This is a genomic window from Bacillus sp. 1735sda2, assembly GCF_024159245.1.
GTDB classification, from domain to species: domain Bacteria; phylum Bacillota; class Bacilli; order Bacillales; family Bacillaceae; genus Bacillus; species Bacillus pumilus_O.
Map to the genome: position 1 here is coordinate 954,345 of NZ_JAMYWZ010000001.1, position 15,295 is coordinate 969,639.

A 15,295-nucleotide genomic window follows, 5' to 3' on the forward strand; every position below is an offset into this window, starting at 1 on the left:
TTTATTGTTTATCAGTGGTATGATAATGAGGAGCAGAAGGAATCTGGAATACAACTAGAGAAAAGTAGGTGCAGCATGGAGTTTTTACTTGTCTTACTGCCAGTGTTCGGCATATTCCTGATCGGGTATATCGGGCAGAAGGCGATCGGTTTTGATATACATACGCTCTCAACAATGTCTTTATACTTAATGTCACCATTTCTTGCGTTTGAAACCTTTTATCAAAACAAAGTGTCGATGGACTATGTATATCTATCCATTTTTGTTGTCGGGCTTTGTCTTGCACTTATTTTATGTGTCTTTATTTTATCTCGTATTTATGGGTATTCGAATGAAACGTATTGCGCCATGATTCTGTCGTCAGCTTTTATGAACAATGGAAATTATGGTACGCCTGTTGTGCTGCTTGTCTTTGGAGCAGCAGGTTTGGATATTGCCATCGTATTGATGGTGCTGCAGCAGCTTGTCATGAGTACAATCGGCATGTATTATGCAGCAAAGGGCGGAGAGGATGCAGGAGATGGAAAGGTCGTTTTGAAAAAAGTGCTGCGTATGCCAGTTGCTTACGGTGCGCTCATCGGTCTATTATTTCAGCTGATTGACCTTTCATTACCTAAAGAGCTGATGACGGGTATTCAGCTTGTTGGGAATGCTGCCATACCGACGATTATGCTTATTTTAGGCATGCAGCTTGCAGTGATCTCGTTTAAACAAGTGGATTATCGCCATATTTCTTATGCTGTTTTGCTGAAGCTGTTTATCTCCCCACTTATCGCATTTGGCTTTACGCTTATTTTACCGGTAGACGATATGGTGAAACAAATTATGATTTTAGTGGCAGCCATGCCGACAGCAGCAAATACAACGCTGATGGCTGTACAATTTCGAACGAAGCCTGAGTTTGTCTCAAGCACGACATTTCTCAGTACCATCTTAAGTATCGTGACATTACCAGTTTTATTATGGATTTTATCCATGCACCCTCTGGGATAGGGGATAGGCGGCAAACAAAGGGGGACATATGAATGAATGTAGATGTTCATTTCCAAGTGAGTGACGTGTTGAAAACGAAGCATTTTGCGCATGCAAAAGTGCTAGCAGGGGAAAAAGGATTGTTTCGGCAGGTCAAATGGATACATGTGTTAGAAGTGCCTGATGTAGAGGATTTGTTAAATGGAGGCGAGCTGATATTAACGACAGCCGCAGGCTTCCATGATCAACTGGATGTGTTTCAAGCGTTTTTACGTCAATTGATTGATTCAGGGGCGGCCGGCTTGTGTATTGAATTTGTTCCGCTAAGATTCGAAGTGCCGAAAGAATTACTGACTTATGCAGAAGAAAGGGATTTTCCACTTATTCTGTTTACAAAAGAAGTGAAGTTCGTCAACATCACACAGCACCTTCATACGATGATGATCGAGCGTCAGTATCAAATGATGGCTGATTTAGAAGCACTATCATCAAAGCTGAATGAGCTTTTACTGACCCCGCATCCGCAAATGGATATATTGGATCAAGTGTATCAGCACGTAAGGGGGATTCTTTTACTCCTTCCTGTTCAGGGCGAGCCGATTATTTTATGTGATTCTTCCAAACAAACGGAAGAATTGGTCATGAATTATTTGCAGTTTGCTTCCGTGCCAAAAGGATACGAAGTGACACAAAAACAAGTGCTTGCGCTCAAGCAAACATTTGCAGATCTTGTGCTCATTCATCAAGCAGACACGCTCTCAGAATTCGAACTGCTAGTCATGGATAAAGGAGCGAATGCTCTTGCCCAGCAAACATTAAGAGAACTTTATACAGAAGAGATAAAGAAGACAAAGGAAAATGAATGGCTGCAAAAATGGTTCCAAGAAGAGCATACAGAACAAGAGATCATAGAGCACCTTGAAGAAACAGAAGGTGTGAAAAAGCCAACTGGCTGTGTAGTCTTGCTCTTTCAAAAGCATCATGAAATGGAAGAAATCGCAGGGAACCTTTACTTTCTTGTCTCTTGCCGCTCCATTTTTCAGCGTGCTGGCTTCCATCTGATTGCATATGACCATCAAGGGCAAACCTTGTTTATTTTATTAAACACGAGAAAGAAAGAGGACTGGAAAGCGCGTGCAGAAAAGGCTGCAAACGACATCAAACAATTGTATAACCGGGAGCAGCCCCGAGGAACCGAGATCAATTTTGGTATCGGTCAATATTGTGAAAAGTTTCAGCACATGAGAAAAAGCTTTCAAGCAGCCAAAGAAGTGCTGCATTTAAAAAAAGTGATGCCTCAGCGGGTGAAAAGTCCATTTTATCAAGATCTACATATGCTCCGTCTCATGCCGATGATGAAGGAAAGCGGTCTGCTTGAATGTATGGTGAAAGAGTATTTAGAGCCCGTGATTGTATACGATAATCAAAACAGCGGAAGACTCTATCAAACGCTGAATATCTTTTTACAGACAAATGGTTCTAAAAAAGAAACCGCAAGCCAGCTTTATATTGTCAGACAAACCCTTTATCATAGACTGGATAAATTGCATGCCTTGCTTGGTGAGGATATGATGCAGGCGCCGAAACGACAGGCGCTTGAATTTGCGATCCTTGCTTATGAATTCCTGCAAGGAAATCGACGTTAGCGGGTTTGCCAAGGTATCAAGAAAAGTGTCTTATGATGGTGTTCAATCAGTTGACGATCTGTCTAATGTATTCAGCCTGACCCCTTTTTTATAATGAGAGTAACGATTGGTTCTCTTTTACAGGCGTACTAGTGCCAGTTTCATAAGCCTCACGTTTCATCCATATAATGAATGGAGAGGCAATGTGCTGCTGAACTGGTCTAAGCTTCTTTATTGATGAAAACGGATACATGGGGGCGGGAAGATGAAAATACATGAGCAGGCTCAAAATTTTCAGGCAAAAGATGATCAGTTGATCTGGCATCATATGAAAGGGACAAACAAGGACAATGAAAGTATGGTCATTCACGAGGCAGAAGGCGCATGGGTGACAGATATTCATGGGAATCGCTATTTAGACGGAATGTCAGGTCTTTGGTGTGTAAATGTCGGATATGGCAGGAAAGAGCTTGCAGAAGCGGCGTATAAGCAATTAAAGACAATGCCTTACTATCCGCTCACACAAAGCCACGTACCGGCGATTCAGCTGGCTGAAAAACTAAATGAGTGGCTTGGCGGTGATTATGTCATCTTCTTTTCTAACAGCGGTTCTGAAGCCAATGAAGCCGCATTTAAAATGGCCAAACAATATCATGCGCAAAAAGGAGAGAGTACAAGGACAAAATTCATCTCTCGGTATCGGTCGTATCACGGCAATACAGCAGCAGCTCTTGCCGCAACCGGTCAAGCGCAGCGTAAATATAAATATGAACCATTAGGTCAGGGTTTTATTCATGTCGCACCGCCTGATATGTATCGTCACCCTGAGGATCAAGAGAATTTGGCAAGTGCAGCAGCAATAGATCAAGCCATGACGTGGGAACTAAGTGAGACGATAGCTGGGGTCATTATGGAGCCGATCATTACAGGCGGAGGTATCCTAATGCCGCCAAAAGGGTATTTGAAGAAGGTCAAAGACATCTGTGAATCCCATGGAGCGCTTCTCATTGTAGATGAAGTCATCTGCGGATTTGGCCGGACAGGGAAGCGGTTTGGTTTTATGCATGAGGAAGTAAAGCCGGATATTATCACTATGGCAAAAGGGATCACAAGCGGCTATTTACCGCTTTCTGCAACGTGTGTGAAACGAGAAATCTATGAAGCCTATGCAGGAGAAGATACGTATGACAGACTGCGCCATGTGAATACATTTGGCGGTCATCCTGCTTCCTGTGCGGTGGCACTTGCCAACCTAGAGATAATGGAAAACGAGCAATTAGTGGAACGGTCCGAGACGCTCGGCCGAGATATGCTTGAACGTTTGCAAGAGTTAAAAGAACACCCATTTGTCGGAGATGTCAGAGGAAAAGGTTTGCTGTTTGGCATTGAGCTTGTTCAAGATCAACAAACCAAGAAACCAGCTGAACCTCATGTCGTTGGTCAATTGATTGCTGAATGTAAAAAACGGGGGCTGATTATCGGGAAAAATGGGGATACAGTTTCCGGCTTTAATAACGTTGCCCAGCTTGCACCACCGCTGAATATAACAGATGATGACGCCTCATTTATCATCAATACATTAAAAGAAAGTATGGCACAGCTATAGCAGAGAGACTTCTCTGCTTTTTTTATGGAATAAAAGTTTGATTTTCATCATTTTGAGTTAGTTATAGGAAGAGGATGCGAGATGAAAGCGGTATTGGGCACACTACGTGTATTGAAAAATAGAAGAGTTTCTATTACTGTTAGGAGAAGACACTTTTGAAGGAGACGGCTTATGAGTTTTCATGATCAACCCATTTTACCTGCTGTTCGCAATATGAAGCAATTTGAGGAATTTTTAAAAAGTCCATTTACATATGGTGTTTTACTTGATGTTCACTTAGGCCGGCTGAAGGGCATCATGAATGAGGCAAATGCTCATCACAAAAAAATGTTTGTCCATGTCGATCTCATTCACGGGATTAAACATGATGAGTATGGGACCGAATTTATTTGTCAGGAAATGAAGCCAGCAGGAATTATTTCTACTAGGTCTTCTGTCATAGTAAAAGCCAAGCAAAAAAAGGTATATGCCATTCAGCGAATGTTTTTACTTGATACGAGCGCCATGGAAAAAAGCATGGAGTTCGTTGGGAAACATCGTCCGGATTTTATTGAAGTATTACCGGGCGTCGTGCCAGATTTAATTACAGAAGTGCGTGAGCGAGCTGGGATCCCGATTTTTGCAGGCGGATTTATCCGTACAAAAGAAGATGTAGAAAGAGCGCTTGAAGCAGGCGCTACAGCTGTGACGACCTCAAATACCACCCTCTGGAAAGCGTTCCAAAAGTGACAAGATAAAATGTGAATATTTATTGACAACGTTTTCATCCTCTGATACTATAGCACTAAGTTAATATCATGTGATGGAGAAACGGAGATCCACAACAACGCTTTACTAGGTGACAAATGACCCTGATGTAAAGTATGTTTGTTGTGGATCTTTTTCTTTATCTTTTCTACACATTTATAGGGGATGGCAACTGAACCAGAGGAGGAATTTTTCATGACACCATTTTGGGGAGAAGTCGTAGGTACAATGCTGCTCATTATTTTTGGAGGCGGCGTGTGTGCGGCAGTTAATTTAAAGAAATCACTCGCATATCAATCCGGTTGGATTGTAATCGCTTTCGGATGGGGATTTGCAGTAGCTATTGCAGCATATGCAACTGGTGGAATCAGCGGAGCGCATTTAAACCCCGCACTCACCATTGGGCTTGCGCTAGAAGGAAGTTTTCCTTGGGCTGATGTTCCAATGTATATTGTTGGTCAAATGCTTGGCGCATTAATAGGGGCTACTATTGTCTTTTTACATTACTTACCGCACTGGAAAGCAACAGATGATCCAGGTGCAAAACTAGGTGTATTCTCAACTGGTCCTGCGATTCCGCATACTTTTGCAAACGTACTTAGTGAAGTCATCGGTACATTTGTATTGGTTCTAGGAATCTTAGCGATTGGTGCAAATAAATTTGCAGACGGAGTCAATCCGCTGATTGTTGGTTTCTTAATTGTTGCAATTGGACTTTCTTTAGGTGGAACAACTGGTTATGCAATTAACCCTGCTCGTGATTTAGGTCCGAGAATCGCGCATGCGATCTTGCCGATTCCAGGGAAAGGCCCATCGAACTGGAAGTATGCTTGGGTACCAGTCGTTGGTCCAATTTTAGGCGGCGCATTTGGCGGTGTTTTCTACAATGCAGCCTTTAAAGCGAACGTCACTCCAGCCTTTTGGATTGTAAGCGTTATTTTGATTGTGGTATTGTTAGGACTCTATGTCTCTACGAAAAACCAAACAAATGCTGTAAATGAAAGTATGTAAGGGGAGGAAAACATCATGACAAAAGAAAAATATATTCTTGCATTAGATCAAGGGACAACAAGCACAAGAGCGATCTTATTTGATCAAGAAGGCAAAATTGCACATACATCTCAGAAGGAATTTAATCAATACTTTCCGAACCCAGGCTGGGTAGAACACAATGCAAATGAAATTTGGAGCTCTGTTCTATCAGTCATTTCAACTGCTTTAATTGAATCAGGAATTGAAGCAGATCAAATCGCTGGTATCGGAATTACGAACCAGCGTGAGACAGCGGTTGTTTGGGATAAACATACAGGCGCACCAATTTACAATGCCATTGTTTGGCAGTCAAGACAAACGTCTGGCATTTGTGAAGAGTTAAAAGAACAAGGACACAATGAAACGTTTAGAAATAAAACAGGGCTTCTCATTGATGCTTATTTCTCAGGTACAAAGGTAAAATGGATCTTAGACAATGTTGATGGTGCCCGTGAGAAAGCAGAAAATGGCGACTTACTGTTTGGTACAATTGATACTTGGCTGATTTGGAAGATGACAGGCGGTAAATCACACGTCACAGATTACTCTAATGCGTCAAGAACATTAATGTTCAACATTTACGATCTGAAATGGGATGAAGAATTACTTGATATCCTTGGCGTACCGGCTTCAATGCTTCCAGAGGTGAAACCATCTTCACACATTTATGGTGAAACAACAGACTATCACTTCTTTGGCAGAAATATTCCGATTGCAGGAGCCGCGGGAGATCAGCAGGCTGCTTTATTCGGTCAGGCTTGCTTTGAAGAAGGAATGGCGAAGAACACATATGGTACAGGATGTTTCATGTTGATGAATACAGGGGAAAAAGCCATTAAGTCGGATCATGGTTTATTAACGACGATTGCATGGGGCATTGACGGCAAAGTTGAATATGCTTTAGAAGGAAGTATTTTCGTTGCTGGCTCAGCGATTCAATGGCTGCGTGATGGACTCAGAATGTTTAAAGACTCGAAAGACAGCGAAGCTTATGCAGAGCGAGTTGAGTCAACAGATGGCGTATACGTCGTTCCGGCATTCGTTGGTCTAGGCACACCATATTGGGATAGTGATGTCAGAGGCGCTGTATTCGGGTTAACACGCGGTACTTCTAAAGAGCACTTTGTCCGTGCAACGTTAGAATCACTTGCTTATCAAACGAAAGATGTGTTAGATGCGATGGAAAAGGATTCAAACATTTCATTAAAAACATTGCGTGTTGATGGCGGAGCTGTAAAGAATGATTTCTTAATGGGCTTCCAAAGTGATTTACTGGATGTGCCTGTAGAGCGTCCAGAAATTAATGAAACTACGGCACTCGGTGCGGCCTATCTTGCGGGAATAGCAGTTGGCTTCTGGAACGACCGTTCAGACATTGCAAAACAATGGAACCTTGACAAGCGCTTTGATCCTAAGATGGAAGAAGGCAGCCGTGACTCGTTATACAGCGGGTGGAAAAAGGCTGTAAAAGCAGCTCAAGCTTTCAAATAAACCAAAAGTATGATATACTTTAAGTAAGTTAATAGAACGGTTGGAGAACTGGAGAGACCGCAGGCACTGAAGTGTAGAAATACGCTTTGGGTGTTTGCGGTCTCTTTTTCTTTACCGTACAACATGGGAGGAACAAGAGATGACTTTTTCTAGCTTAGAAAGAGAACAAATGCTGCAGGAAATGACAAAAAAACCATATGATGTGTTTATCATTGGTGGGGGTATTACAGGCGCGGGTACAGCACTTGATGCGGCTTCACGAGGAATGCGCGTCGGTCTTGCAGAAATGCAGGATTTCGCAGCAGGTACATCTAGCCGCTCAACGAAACTAGTGCACGGTGGACTTCGTTATTTAAAACAATTTGAAGTAAAAATGGTCGCAGAGGTCGGTAAAGAGCGTGCCATTGTATATGAAAACGGTCCTCATGTGACCACACCAGAATGGATGCTTCTTCCGATGCATAAAGGCGGCACATTCGGTAAATTTTCAACATCCATCGGGCTGAGAGTGTATGACTTTTTAGCTGGTGTTAAGCATAATGAACGCAGAAGCATGCTAAGTGCAAAGGAAACACTTGCAAAAGAACCGCTTGTGAAAAAAGACGGCTTAAAAGGCGGCGGCTATTATGTTGAATACCGTACGGACGATGCACGCCTCACAATCGAAGTGATGAAAGAGGCTGTGAAATTCGGAGCAGAAGCGGTCAACTATGCGAAAGTAAAAGAATTTATTTATGATAAAGGCAAAGTGGTCGGTGTTGTCATCGAAGATGTCATGACGCAGAAAACCTATGATGTATATGCGAAGAAAATTGTCAATGCGACAGGTCCATGGGTCGATCAGCTAAGAGACAAGGATCACTCAAAAGAAGGGAAGCACTTACAGCATACAAAAGGGATTCACTTAGTATTCGACCAATCAGTCTTCCCGTTAAAACAAGCGATCTACTTTGACACACCTGATAAACGGATGGTCTTTGCGATTCCAAGAGAAGGTAAAACGTACGTTGGTACAACCGATACAGTGTACAAAAAACAGCTGGAACATCCGCGTATGACAAAAGCAGATCGTGACTATGTGATCAAAGCGATTCAATACATGTTCCCTGATCTCAATATTACAGAAAACGATGTTGAATCTAACTGGGCTGGTCTTCGTCCACTCATTCATGAAGAGGGCAAAGACCCTTCAGAAATTTCTCGTAAGGATGAAGTATGGACATCATCTTCAGGCTTAATCACCATTGCTGGCGGTAAATTAACAGGCTACCGCAAAATGGCTGAGCACATTGTAAATCTTGTACGTGATGGACTGAAAGAAGAAACAGGCAAAGACTTTGGACCATGTAAAACAAAGCATATGCCAATTTCAGGCGGTCACGTAGGCGGATCTAAAAATATGGCTGCCTTTGTCCAAGCGAAAACATCAGAAGGAGCAGCTGTTGGTCTAACAGAACCAATTGCTCAAAAACTGGCCGAAAAATATGGCTCAAACGTTAGCAGTCTCTTCAAGCGTGTAGATCAGCTTCAAGGTGAAGCAGACAAACGAAAGATTCCAGCGTATGTACTGGCAGAGCTTGTCTATGCAATTGAAGAAGAATTAGCTGTTACTCCTGTCGATTTCTTCTTAAGAAGAACAGGAAGCCTACTATTTAATATCAACTGGGCAAAAAAATATGCACAGCCTGTCGTTGATTATATGGCAGAGCGTTTTGGCTGGGATGAAGCAGTCAAACAGAAGCTTCAAACAGAATTAGATCAACTATTCCATGAAGCAGTTGTACCGCTTGATGCTGAATAAAAGAAAAAGCCGATCATATATCGGCTTCAGCGTGTAGACAAACCCTCGCATTCGTTGTCAGTCCTGCGTGCTGGTGCTCACGAATGTCAAATTCGCTCCGCGCCAGTACTCGTCCTTCCTAGATTGCAAAGGTTTTCTATCACGCTGAAAAGAAGACAAAGAGCTAAAATAAAGATCATTTTAGCTCTTTGTCAACAACCTGAAGCCGATCATATATCGGCTTTTTTTATTTGTTCATCATATTTTTAGATATAGCATGACATTAAGGGTGATTAGATATAAAATAAAAATAGATATTATTTATATTTGATGGAGATATATAGGAGGAAGACCATGAATTGGAAGACGAATTATGAGCGATGGATCAATGAGAAGCACCTGAATACTGAGCTAAGGGAATGGCTGGAGGCACATCAAGATGATCAACAAGCACTTGAAGACTGTTTCTACAAAAACCTTGAGTTCGGCACTGGAGGAATGCGTGGGGAGATTGGTGCTGGCACGAATCGAATGAATGTGTACACGGTTCGTAAAGCATCAGCAGGTCTTGCTGCGTATATTGCAAAACATGGAGAGGATGCAAAAAGAAGAGGCGTCGCCATTGCATACGATTCACGCCATAAATCGCCTGAATTTGCGATGGAAGCAGCTAAGACTCTTGCCGCGCAGGGCATTAAAACATACGTATTTGACGAACTGCGTCCAACACCAGAGCTTTCCTTTGCTGTTCGTGAGCTGAATGCATTTGCTGGGATTGTCGTAACAGCAAGTCATAATCCACCAGAATATAATGGCTATAAAGTATATGGAGAAGACGGCGGACAGCTGCCGCCATTTCAAGCAGATCAAGTCATTCAGGAAGTAGATGCAATAGAAAATGAACTGTCGATTTCAGTTGATTCAGAAGAAACGTTAAAACAACAAGGGCTGATCAACATGATCGGAGCAGAAATCGATCTTGCTTATATTGAAAAATTAAAAACCATCAGTGTTCACCCTGAGCTGGCAGATGAAGTCGATGTTAAAGTCGTTTTCACCCCGCTTCATGGCACGGCCAATCAGCCTGTCCGAAAAGGGCTTCAAGCTTTAGGCTATCAACATGTGACCGTTGTGCCTGAACAGGAAAGGCCAGACCCACAATTTTCAACAGTGACATCGCCAAATCCAGAAGAGCATGCCGCATTTGAATATGCTATCAAGCTTGGCGAAAAGCAGAACGCTGATATTCTTATCGCAACAGATCCAGATGCGGATAGATTAGGTATTGCGGTCAGAGATCATGATGGCGAGTTTACCGTTTTAACAGGCAACCAAACAGGAGCCTTATTGCTCCATTATTTATTGTCTGAAAAACAAAAACTTGGTCAGCTGCCGCCTCGTCCTGTTGTGATGAAAACGATTGTTACAAGTGAGCTTGGGCGTGCAGTTGCTTCCGCATTTGGTGCCCATACGATTGACACACTGACCGGCTTTAAATTTATTGGAGAAAAAATCAAGCAATTTGAAGAGAGCGGAGAATACACGTTTCAGTTCGGTTACGAAGAAAGCTATGGCTATTTGATCGGTGACTTTGCCCGAGATAAAGATGCGGTGCAAGCAGCGCTGTTAGCTGTCGAAGTCGCTGCTTTCTATAAAAAACAAGGCAAGTCCTTGTACGATGCGCTTGTTGATATTTTCAAGGAATTTGGATTTTACCGAGAAGGGTTAAAGTCGTTAACCTTAAAAGGAAAAGAAGGAGCAGAGCAAATTTCAGCGATCCTTCATACCTTTAGAACAAATCCGCCAGCTGCTATCGCGGGTCAGCGCATCACTGTCATCGAGGATTATCAATCAAGTCAAAGACATCTCGTTGCTGAAAAAAAAGAAGAAACCATTCATCTGCCAGCATCAAATGTGCTGAAATATTTCCTTGAGGATGGCTCGTGGTTCTGTTTAAGGCCTTCCGGCACTGAGCCTAAAGTGAAATTTTATATGGCTGTCAAAGGTACATCTTTAACAGATAGCGAAGAAAAGCTGAAGCATTTGTCAGAAGAAGTGATGAAAGTCGTTTATGAGATCGTGGAAGAAACAGCTAAATAAACAAACAAGGCCATCGTGTGAATGCATGATGGCTTTTTCTCCATCAAAAGGATGAGAAAAAATCATCCTTTTAGAGAAAGAACCGGCAGAATGCTCATGATATAATGAGCATAATGAAAAGAGAAGGCAGAAAATGCCGGGGGTAAACAGAATGGGAGAATATCAAGAGAAGGTTGAAACATTAAAAACGTTAAAAGAAATTGCTGAAAAGCTGAATGAAGGCACGGAAATGAAAGATACGCTTCATGAAGTGCTCCATATGCTGATGGATGTCACAGGCTTTCACTCCGCATGGATTTATTTTATAGAAAAAGACGGCTCGTACGAACTGATGGCAGAGGTTTCCTTACCGGAAGCGCTGGCAACGCATCAAAAAGAGCTCATGTGCCAAAACGATTGCTATTGCATCAATCGATACACAAAAGGTTCACTCCAATCAGCCACAAACATTATGAATTGTAAACGCATCGAAACGGCGATGAAAAAGCAACTTGGGGATACTGAAGGTATTACGCATCATGCGACAGTTCCCCTCAAAGCATGTAAGCGTACATTCGGATTATTGAATGTGGCAGCAAAGGGAAAAGTCACATTTACGCAAGAAGAATTGAACTTGCTTGAAAGCATTGCGCTTCAAATTGGTACGGCCATTCAACGGATGAAGCTTGTGCAAAACGAACATCAACATGCTCTTTTGGAAGAAAGAAACCGGCTTGCACAGGACTTACATGATTCCGTCAACCAAATGCTATTTTCTGTTAGTCTGACTGCTAAAGCTGCTCGTCAAATGACTAATGATCAGAATCTAGGGGAAATGATTGATTTTATTCAGCATTTGTCACAAGATGCCTTGGTTGAAATGCGGTCACTCATTTGGCAGCTAAGACCAAGAGGACTTGAAAAAGGATTCACAACAGGAATCCAAGAGTATGCAAAACTTTTAGGATTACGCTGTACATTATCGTTATCAGGCTGTATGGAGATGGATCATTCTCAGCATGAAACGTTGTTTCGCGTATGCCAGGAAGCGCTAAATAATTGTCAAAAACATGCGGAAGTAGAGGAAGTCAAGGTTCAGCTTGAACAATCAAAAGACACGTTTGAAATGAAAATTATCGACCACGGAAAAGGGTTTCAGTATGACGAGCAAATGAGTCTCCCTTCACTTGGCCTGAAAGGGATGTCTGATCGCATCAAAAGAGCGGGTGGAACATTTTGTATAGAGTCTGAGCTCGGTAAAGGAACCACGATTCAAGTGAAGGTGCCATTTTCTCAAGAAAGGAAGGGGTCGTCATGAGAGTTGTCATTGCAGATGATCATCATATTGTGAGAAAAGGGCTTGTGTTTTTCCTGCAGACACAGCCTGACGTCGAAATCGTTGGTGAGGCTTCTAATGGAGAAGAAGCATTAGAAATTGTCAGACAAACGCGGCCTGATATTGTTCTCATGGATTTATCGATGCCAGTAATGAATGGCATTGAGGCAACGAAACAAATGACGCTGGAAATGCCTGATACCCGCATTGTGATCCTGACAAGCTATGCGGATAAAGATTATGTTATTCCCGCCATTCAAGCAGGGGCAAAAGCCTATCAGCTCAAGGATGTAGCACCAGAAAAACTCCTTACGACCATGATTGACGTACAAAAAGGTACCTATCAATTAGATGGTCATATCACCAATTTTCTTGTGCAGCATTTGACTGAGCCAAAAGAGCAAAAATGGGAGTTAATGAAAGAGCTGACCAATAGAGAGCGAGATGTCTTATTCGAAATTGCAAAGGGGAAAAGCAATAAAGAAATTGCCTCATCCTTGTTCATTTCTGAAAAGACTGTCAAAACGCACGTATCTCATGTATTATCAAAGCTAGAGCTGGCAGATCGTACCCAAGCGGCTCTTTATGCAGTGGATTATCAAAAAAGTCAGCCTAAAGAGCTGCTATAACAGAAGGGAATTTAGTCGTTATGCTAAAACTTTTAAGCGCACATTCAGTTCAATGAATTGAATAAAAAGAGCACGGTAGCTGGTTTATTTAACGTGCCCTTTTGCGTGAAAAGAGAAGCATATTCAGTCTAATTTCTATGAGATAAACGTTAAAAGACTTGATGAGTATATGCTCATCAAGTCTTTTTTTATTTTGAAGGAGGTGATAAATCGGCTGACTAAAGGTGAAATGATAAAAGGAGGAAATGAGCATGGAGACATATGAATTAGTGAGTGATTATCGCCATAATGACAAATTGAAAGAAAGCTTTAATCAGTTAGCGATCGATACATTTGATGTGGATTTTAGTGACTGGTACAACAGAGGATACTGGGATGAGAAATATATTCCTTATTCCTTTGTCCATCACGGGAAAGTGATCTCAAACGCTTCCGTTTATCTCATGTCACTGATCATTGATGGAAAAACGTATAGAGCTGTTCAAATTGGCACGGTGATGACGGATCAAGCTCACCGCAACAAGGGATTAGCATCAAAGTTAATGCAGCACATTATGGATACGTACGAACATGATTGTGATTTGATTTTTCTTTTTGCCAATGAAACTGTACTGGATTTTTATCCGAAATTTGGCTTTACCCGTTACCACGAAAGTGAATTTAGTCTCGATATCGGCAAAAGTGCCATTCAAATAAAAAAGAACGTGCGTCTCAAGCAGCTGACATTGGATCATGACCTGCCATTACTTGAACAGTTCGCAGAAAAACGCCAAACCGATTCAATGAAATTAGATGCTAAGGATCATGGCAGCTTATTGATGTTCTACTTTACATTAGTTTGGCCGGATGCCATTTTCTATATTGAAGCGTTGGATACGATTGTTCTGATGAATGAAGAAAATGAAACCATACATGTCTTTGATATCATTTCTTCAGAGCCACAAAATATAGAGGAAGTTGTTGCACATATTGTGGGTGAAACGACGGAAAAAGTGATGTTCTATTTTACACCTGATACGTCAATTGATGGCTTACATGCGGTGATGGCGCCAAATGACGAGGAAGCGCTGTTTGTTTATACAAAAAAAGATTGGGGCAAAGGCCACTTTATGCTTCCAATCACTGCGCACTGCTAAATGTATGTAAAAAGGCTGATGATCAGCCTTTTTCTTTATGTGTACATCGGTTGTGAATAAACTTCAGCAGCAGCAGCTTCTGAAGCATGGTCAATGTACTGCAAGAGCCCATATAAACATTTTTCAACATCAGCATCGTTCCGGTTAAATTGATACGCGTGTAAGAAATGCTCAATACGTTTCGAGAGCAAGTCATCTTGCGTACGTACCATAAGAATAAGTAAATTATCCCACTGCGAGCGATGCGTATAATAAAGTGCTTTATCATAATCCGCCACATTCATTAAACCTTCTCCTTTCCCTTGAGAAGTCCTCATTAGTTTGCTCGGAACATATCGACATTTTCAGGGGAAAAGTTGGTGTCCGCATCAATCGTGTACCGGGAATTATAGGCTGAATAAATGCTTCATGTATGAAAATGGATCGATCAGCAAAACATAAACAAAATATACATGAAAGTGAGATCAATGATATTATGCAGCCGAAATGGTGGGTGCCTTTTGTAGCGGCAATGGTTTTGTTTGGCAGTTTCATGATCCATCCTGCAACAAATGCAGCGACGCAGCCTGTTGAAAATTGGGAAAGACTTGCGTACACAGCGTTGCAAGAGGAATATGAAGGCGCCGCTCTAAACGATTATCAATATATCGGGCGTACACAAGTAAATGAAGATCAGACAAAGGATGTCTTTCGCGTCACCGTGAAGGAAGGCTCAGCACTTTTTGCTGCGCATGCAGAAATCTATTTTCACCCGATCACCGGTCATTTGATTAGTATTAACGTTTTCCGGCTATAAAAAAAGCACCTCTTTATTAGAGGTGCTCCAGCGTGTAGACAAACCCTTGCATGCTTGTGCTCAAAG

Annotated in this window: 13 protein-coding genes; 12 read left to right on the forward strand and 1 reads right to left on the reverse strand. The window is 42.0% G+C overall.

Annotated elements, in window-relative coordinates; all coding sequences use genetic code 11:
* Positions 1 to 75: 75 nt before the first annotated feature.
* The 11 genes from NKR21_RS04850 to NKR21_RS04900 all read left to right on the forward strand — a co-directional run bounded on the left by NKR21_RS04850 (position 76) and on the right by NKR21_RS04900 (position 14,433).
* Positions 76 to 993 carry an AEC family transporter gene (locus NKR21_RS04850; RefSeq protein WP_012009396.1) on the forward strand — a complete coding sequence of 306 codons (918 nt, stop codon included), beginning with the start codon at positions 76 to 78 and terminating at the stop codon, positions 991 to 993.
* A 32-nt stretch (positions 994 to 1,025) separates the two neighbouring features.
* Positions 1,026 to 2,618: a PucR family transcriptional regulator gene (locus tag NKR21_RS04855; protein ID WP_144456178.1), complete on the forward strand. Its 1,593-nt coding sequence runs from the start codon at positions 1,026 to 1,028 to the stop codon at positions 2,616 to 2,618.
* 244 nt (positions 2,619 to 2,862) lie between these two features.
* Positions 2,863 to 4,203 (forward strand): aspartate aminotransferase family protein, encoded by a 1,341-nt coding sequence (locus NKR21_RS04860; protein WP_144456176.1) that lies wholly within the window; start codon positions 2,863 to 2,865, stop codon positions 4,201 to 4,203.
* A gap of 171 nt (positions 4,204 to 4,374) precedes the next feature.
* Positions 4,375 to 4,932: a glycerol-3-phosphate responsive antiterminator gene (locus NKR21_RS04865; protein ID WP_034663739.1), complete on the forward strand. Its 558-nt coding sequence runs from the start codon at positions 4,375 to 4,377 to the stop codon at positions 4,930 to 4,932.
* 213 nt (positions 4,933 to 5,145) lie between these two features.
* Positions 5,146 to 5,961 carry an MIP/aquaporin family protein gene (locus NKR21_RS04870; protein ID WP_012009400.1) on the forward strand — a complete coding sequence of 272 codons (816 nt, stop codon included), beginning with the start codon at positions 5,146 to 5,148 and terminating at the stop codon, positions 5,959 to 5,961.
* Positions 5,962 to 5,976: 15 nt separating this feature from the next.
* A complete protein-coding gene (gene glpK, locus NKR21_RS04875) occupies positions 5,977 to 7,473 on the forward strand; it encodes a glycerol kinase GlpK (protein WP_144456174.1) in 1,497 nt (498 codons plus the stop codon).
* 139 nt (positions 7,474 to 7,612) lie between these two features.
* Positions 7,613 to 9,274 carry a glycerol-3-phosphate dehydrogenase gene (glpD, locus tag NKR21_RS04880; RefSeq protein WP_012009402.1) on the forward strand — a complete coding sequence of 554 codons (1,662 nt, stop codon included), beginning with the start codon at positions 7,613 to 7,615 and terminating at the stop codon, positions 9,272 to 9,274.
* 333 nt (positions 9,275 to 9,607) lie between these two features.
* Complete coding sequence (locus NKR21_RS04885) at positions 9,608 to 11,353, forward strand: phospho-sugar mutase (protein WP_144456172.1); 1,746 nt, start codon at positions 9,608 to 9,610, stop codon at positions 11,351 to 11,353.
* 151 nt (positions 11,354 to 11,504) lie between these two features.
* Positions 11,505 to 12,650 carry a GAF domain-containing sensor histidine kinase gene (locus tag NKR21_RS04890; protein WP_144456170.1) on the forward strand — a complete coding sequence of 382 codons (1,146 nt, stop codon included), beginning with the start codon at positions 11,505 to 11,507 and terminating at the stop codon, positions 12,648 to 12,650.
* Complete coding sequence (locus NKR21_RS04895; protein ID WP_003212112.1) at positions 12,647 to 13,297, forward strand: response regulator; 651 nt, start codon at positions 12,647 to 12,649, stop codon at positions 13,295 to 13,297. The genes NKR21_RS04890 and NKR21_RS04895 overlap by 4 nt, the downstream gene beginning before the upstream one ends.
* Positions 13,298 to 13,548: 251 nt before the next feature.
* Positions 13,549 to 14,433 carry a GNAT family N-acetyltransferase gene (locus NKR21_RS04900; protein ID WP_144456167.1) on the forward strand — a complete coding sequence of 295 codons (885 nt, stop codon included), beginning with the start codon at positions 13,549 to 13,551 and terminating at the stop codon, positions 14,431 to 14,433.
* A gap of 35 nt (positions 14,434 to 14,468) precedes the next feature.
* Here NKR21_RS04900 and NKR21_RS04905 read toward each other — a convergent pair whose 3' ends face one another.
* Positions 14,469 to 14,717, reverse strand: coding sequence for a YhdB family protein (locus NKR21_RS04905; RefSeq protein ID WP_024425297.1), 249 nt, complete (start codon positions 14,715 to 14,717; stop codon positions 14,469 to 14,471).
* Positions 14,718 to 14,845: 128 nt separating this feature from the next.
* Here NKR21_RS04905 and NKR21_RS04910 point away from each other — a divergent pair, with 128 nt between their 5' ends.
* Entirely contained in the window at positions 14,846 to 15,229 is a 384-nt protein-coding gene (locus NKR21_RS04910; RefSeq protein ID WP_012009408.1) for a YqzG/YhdC family protein, read from the forward strand.
* Positions 15,230 to 15,295 lie beyond the last annotated feature (66 nt).

Excerpts from the sequence above, each read along its gene's own strand:
- NKR21_RS04850 (WP_012009396.1), top strand. The coding sequence starts at position 76 with ATGGAGTTTTTACTTGTCTTACTGCCAGTGTTCGGCATATTCCTGATC.
- glpD (WP_012009402.1), top strand. The coding sequence starts at position 7,613 with ATGACTTTTTCTAGCTTAGAAAGAGAACAAATGCTGCAGGAAATGACA.
- NKR21_RS04900 (WP_144456167.1), top strand. The coding sequence starts at position 13,549 with ATGGAGACATATGAATTAGTGAGTGATTATCGCCATAATGACAAATTG.
- NKR21_RS04855 (WP_144456178.1), top strand. The coding sequence starts at position 1,026 with ATGAATGTAGATGTTCATTTCCAAGTGAGTGACGTGTTGAAAACGAAG.
- NKR21_RS04870 (WP_012009400.1), top strand. The coding sequence starts at position 5,146 with ATGACACCATTTTGGGGAGAAGTCGTAGGTACAATGCTGCTCATTATT.
- NKR21_RS04860 (WP_144456176.1), top strand. The coding sequence starts at position 2,863 with ATGAAAATACATGAGCAGGCTCAAAATTTTCAGGCAAAAGATGATCAG.
- glpK (WP_144456174.1), top strand. The coding sequence starts at position 5,977 with ATGACAAAAGAAAAATATATTCTTGCATTAGATCAAGGGACAACAAGC.
- NKR21_RS04865 (WP_034663739.1), top strand. The coding sequence starts at position 4,375 with ATGAGTTTTCATGATCAACCCATTTTACCTGCTGTTCGCAATATGAAG.
- NKR21_RS04890 (WP_144456170.1), top strand. The coding sequence starts at position 11,505 with ATGGGAGAATATCAAGAGAAGGTTGAAACATTAAAAACGTTAAAAGAA.
- NKR21_RS04905 (WP_024425297.1), bottom strand. The coding sequence starts at position 14,717 with ATGAATGTGGCGGATTATGATAAAGCACTTTATTATACGCATCGCTCG.
- NKR21_RS04910 (WP_012009408.1), top strand. The coding sequence starts at position 14,846 with ATGAAAATGGATCGATCAGCAAAACATAAACAAAATATACATGAAAGT.
- NKR21_RS04885 (WP_144456172.1), top strand. The coding sequence starts at position 9,608 with ATGAATTGGAAGACGAATTATGAGCGATGGATCAATGAGAAGCACCTG.
- NKR21_RS04895 (WP_003212112.1), top strand. The coding sequence starts at position 12,647 with ATGAGAGTTGTCATTGCAGATGATCATCATATTGTGAGAAAAGGGCTT.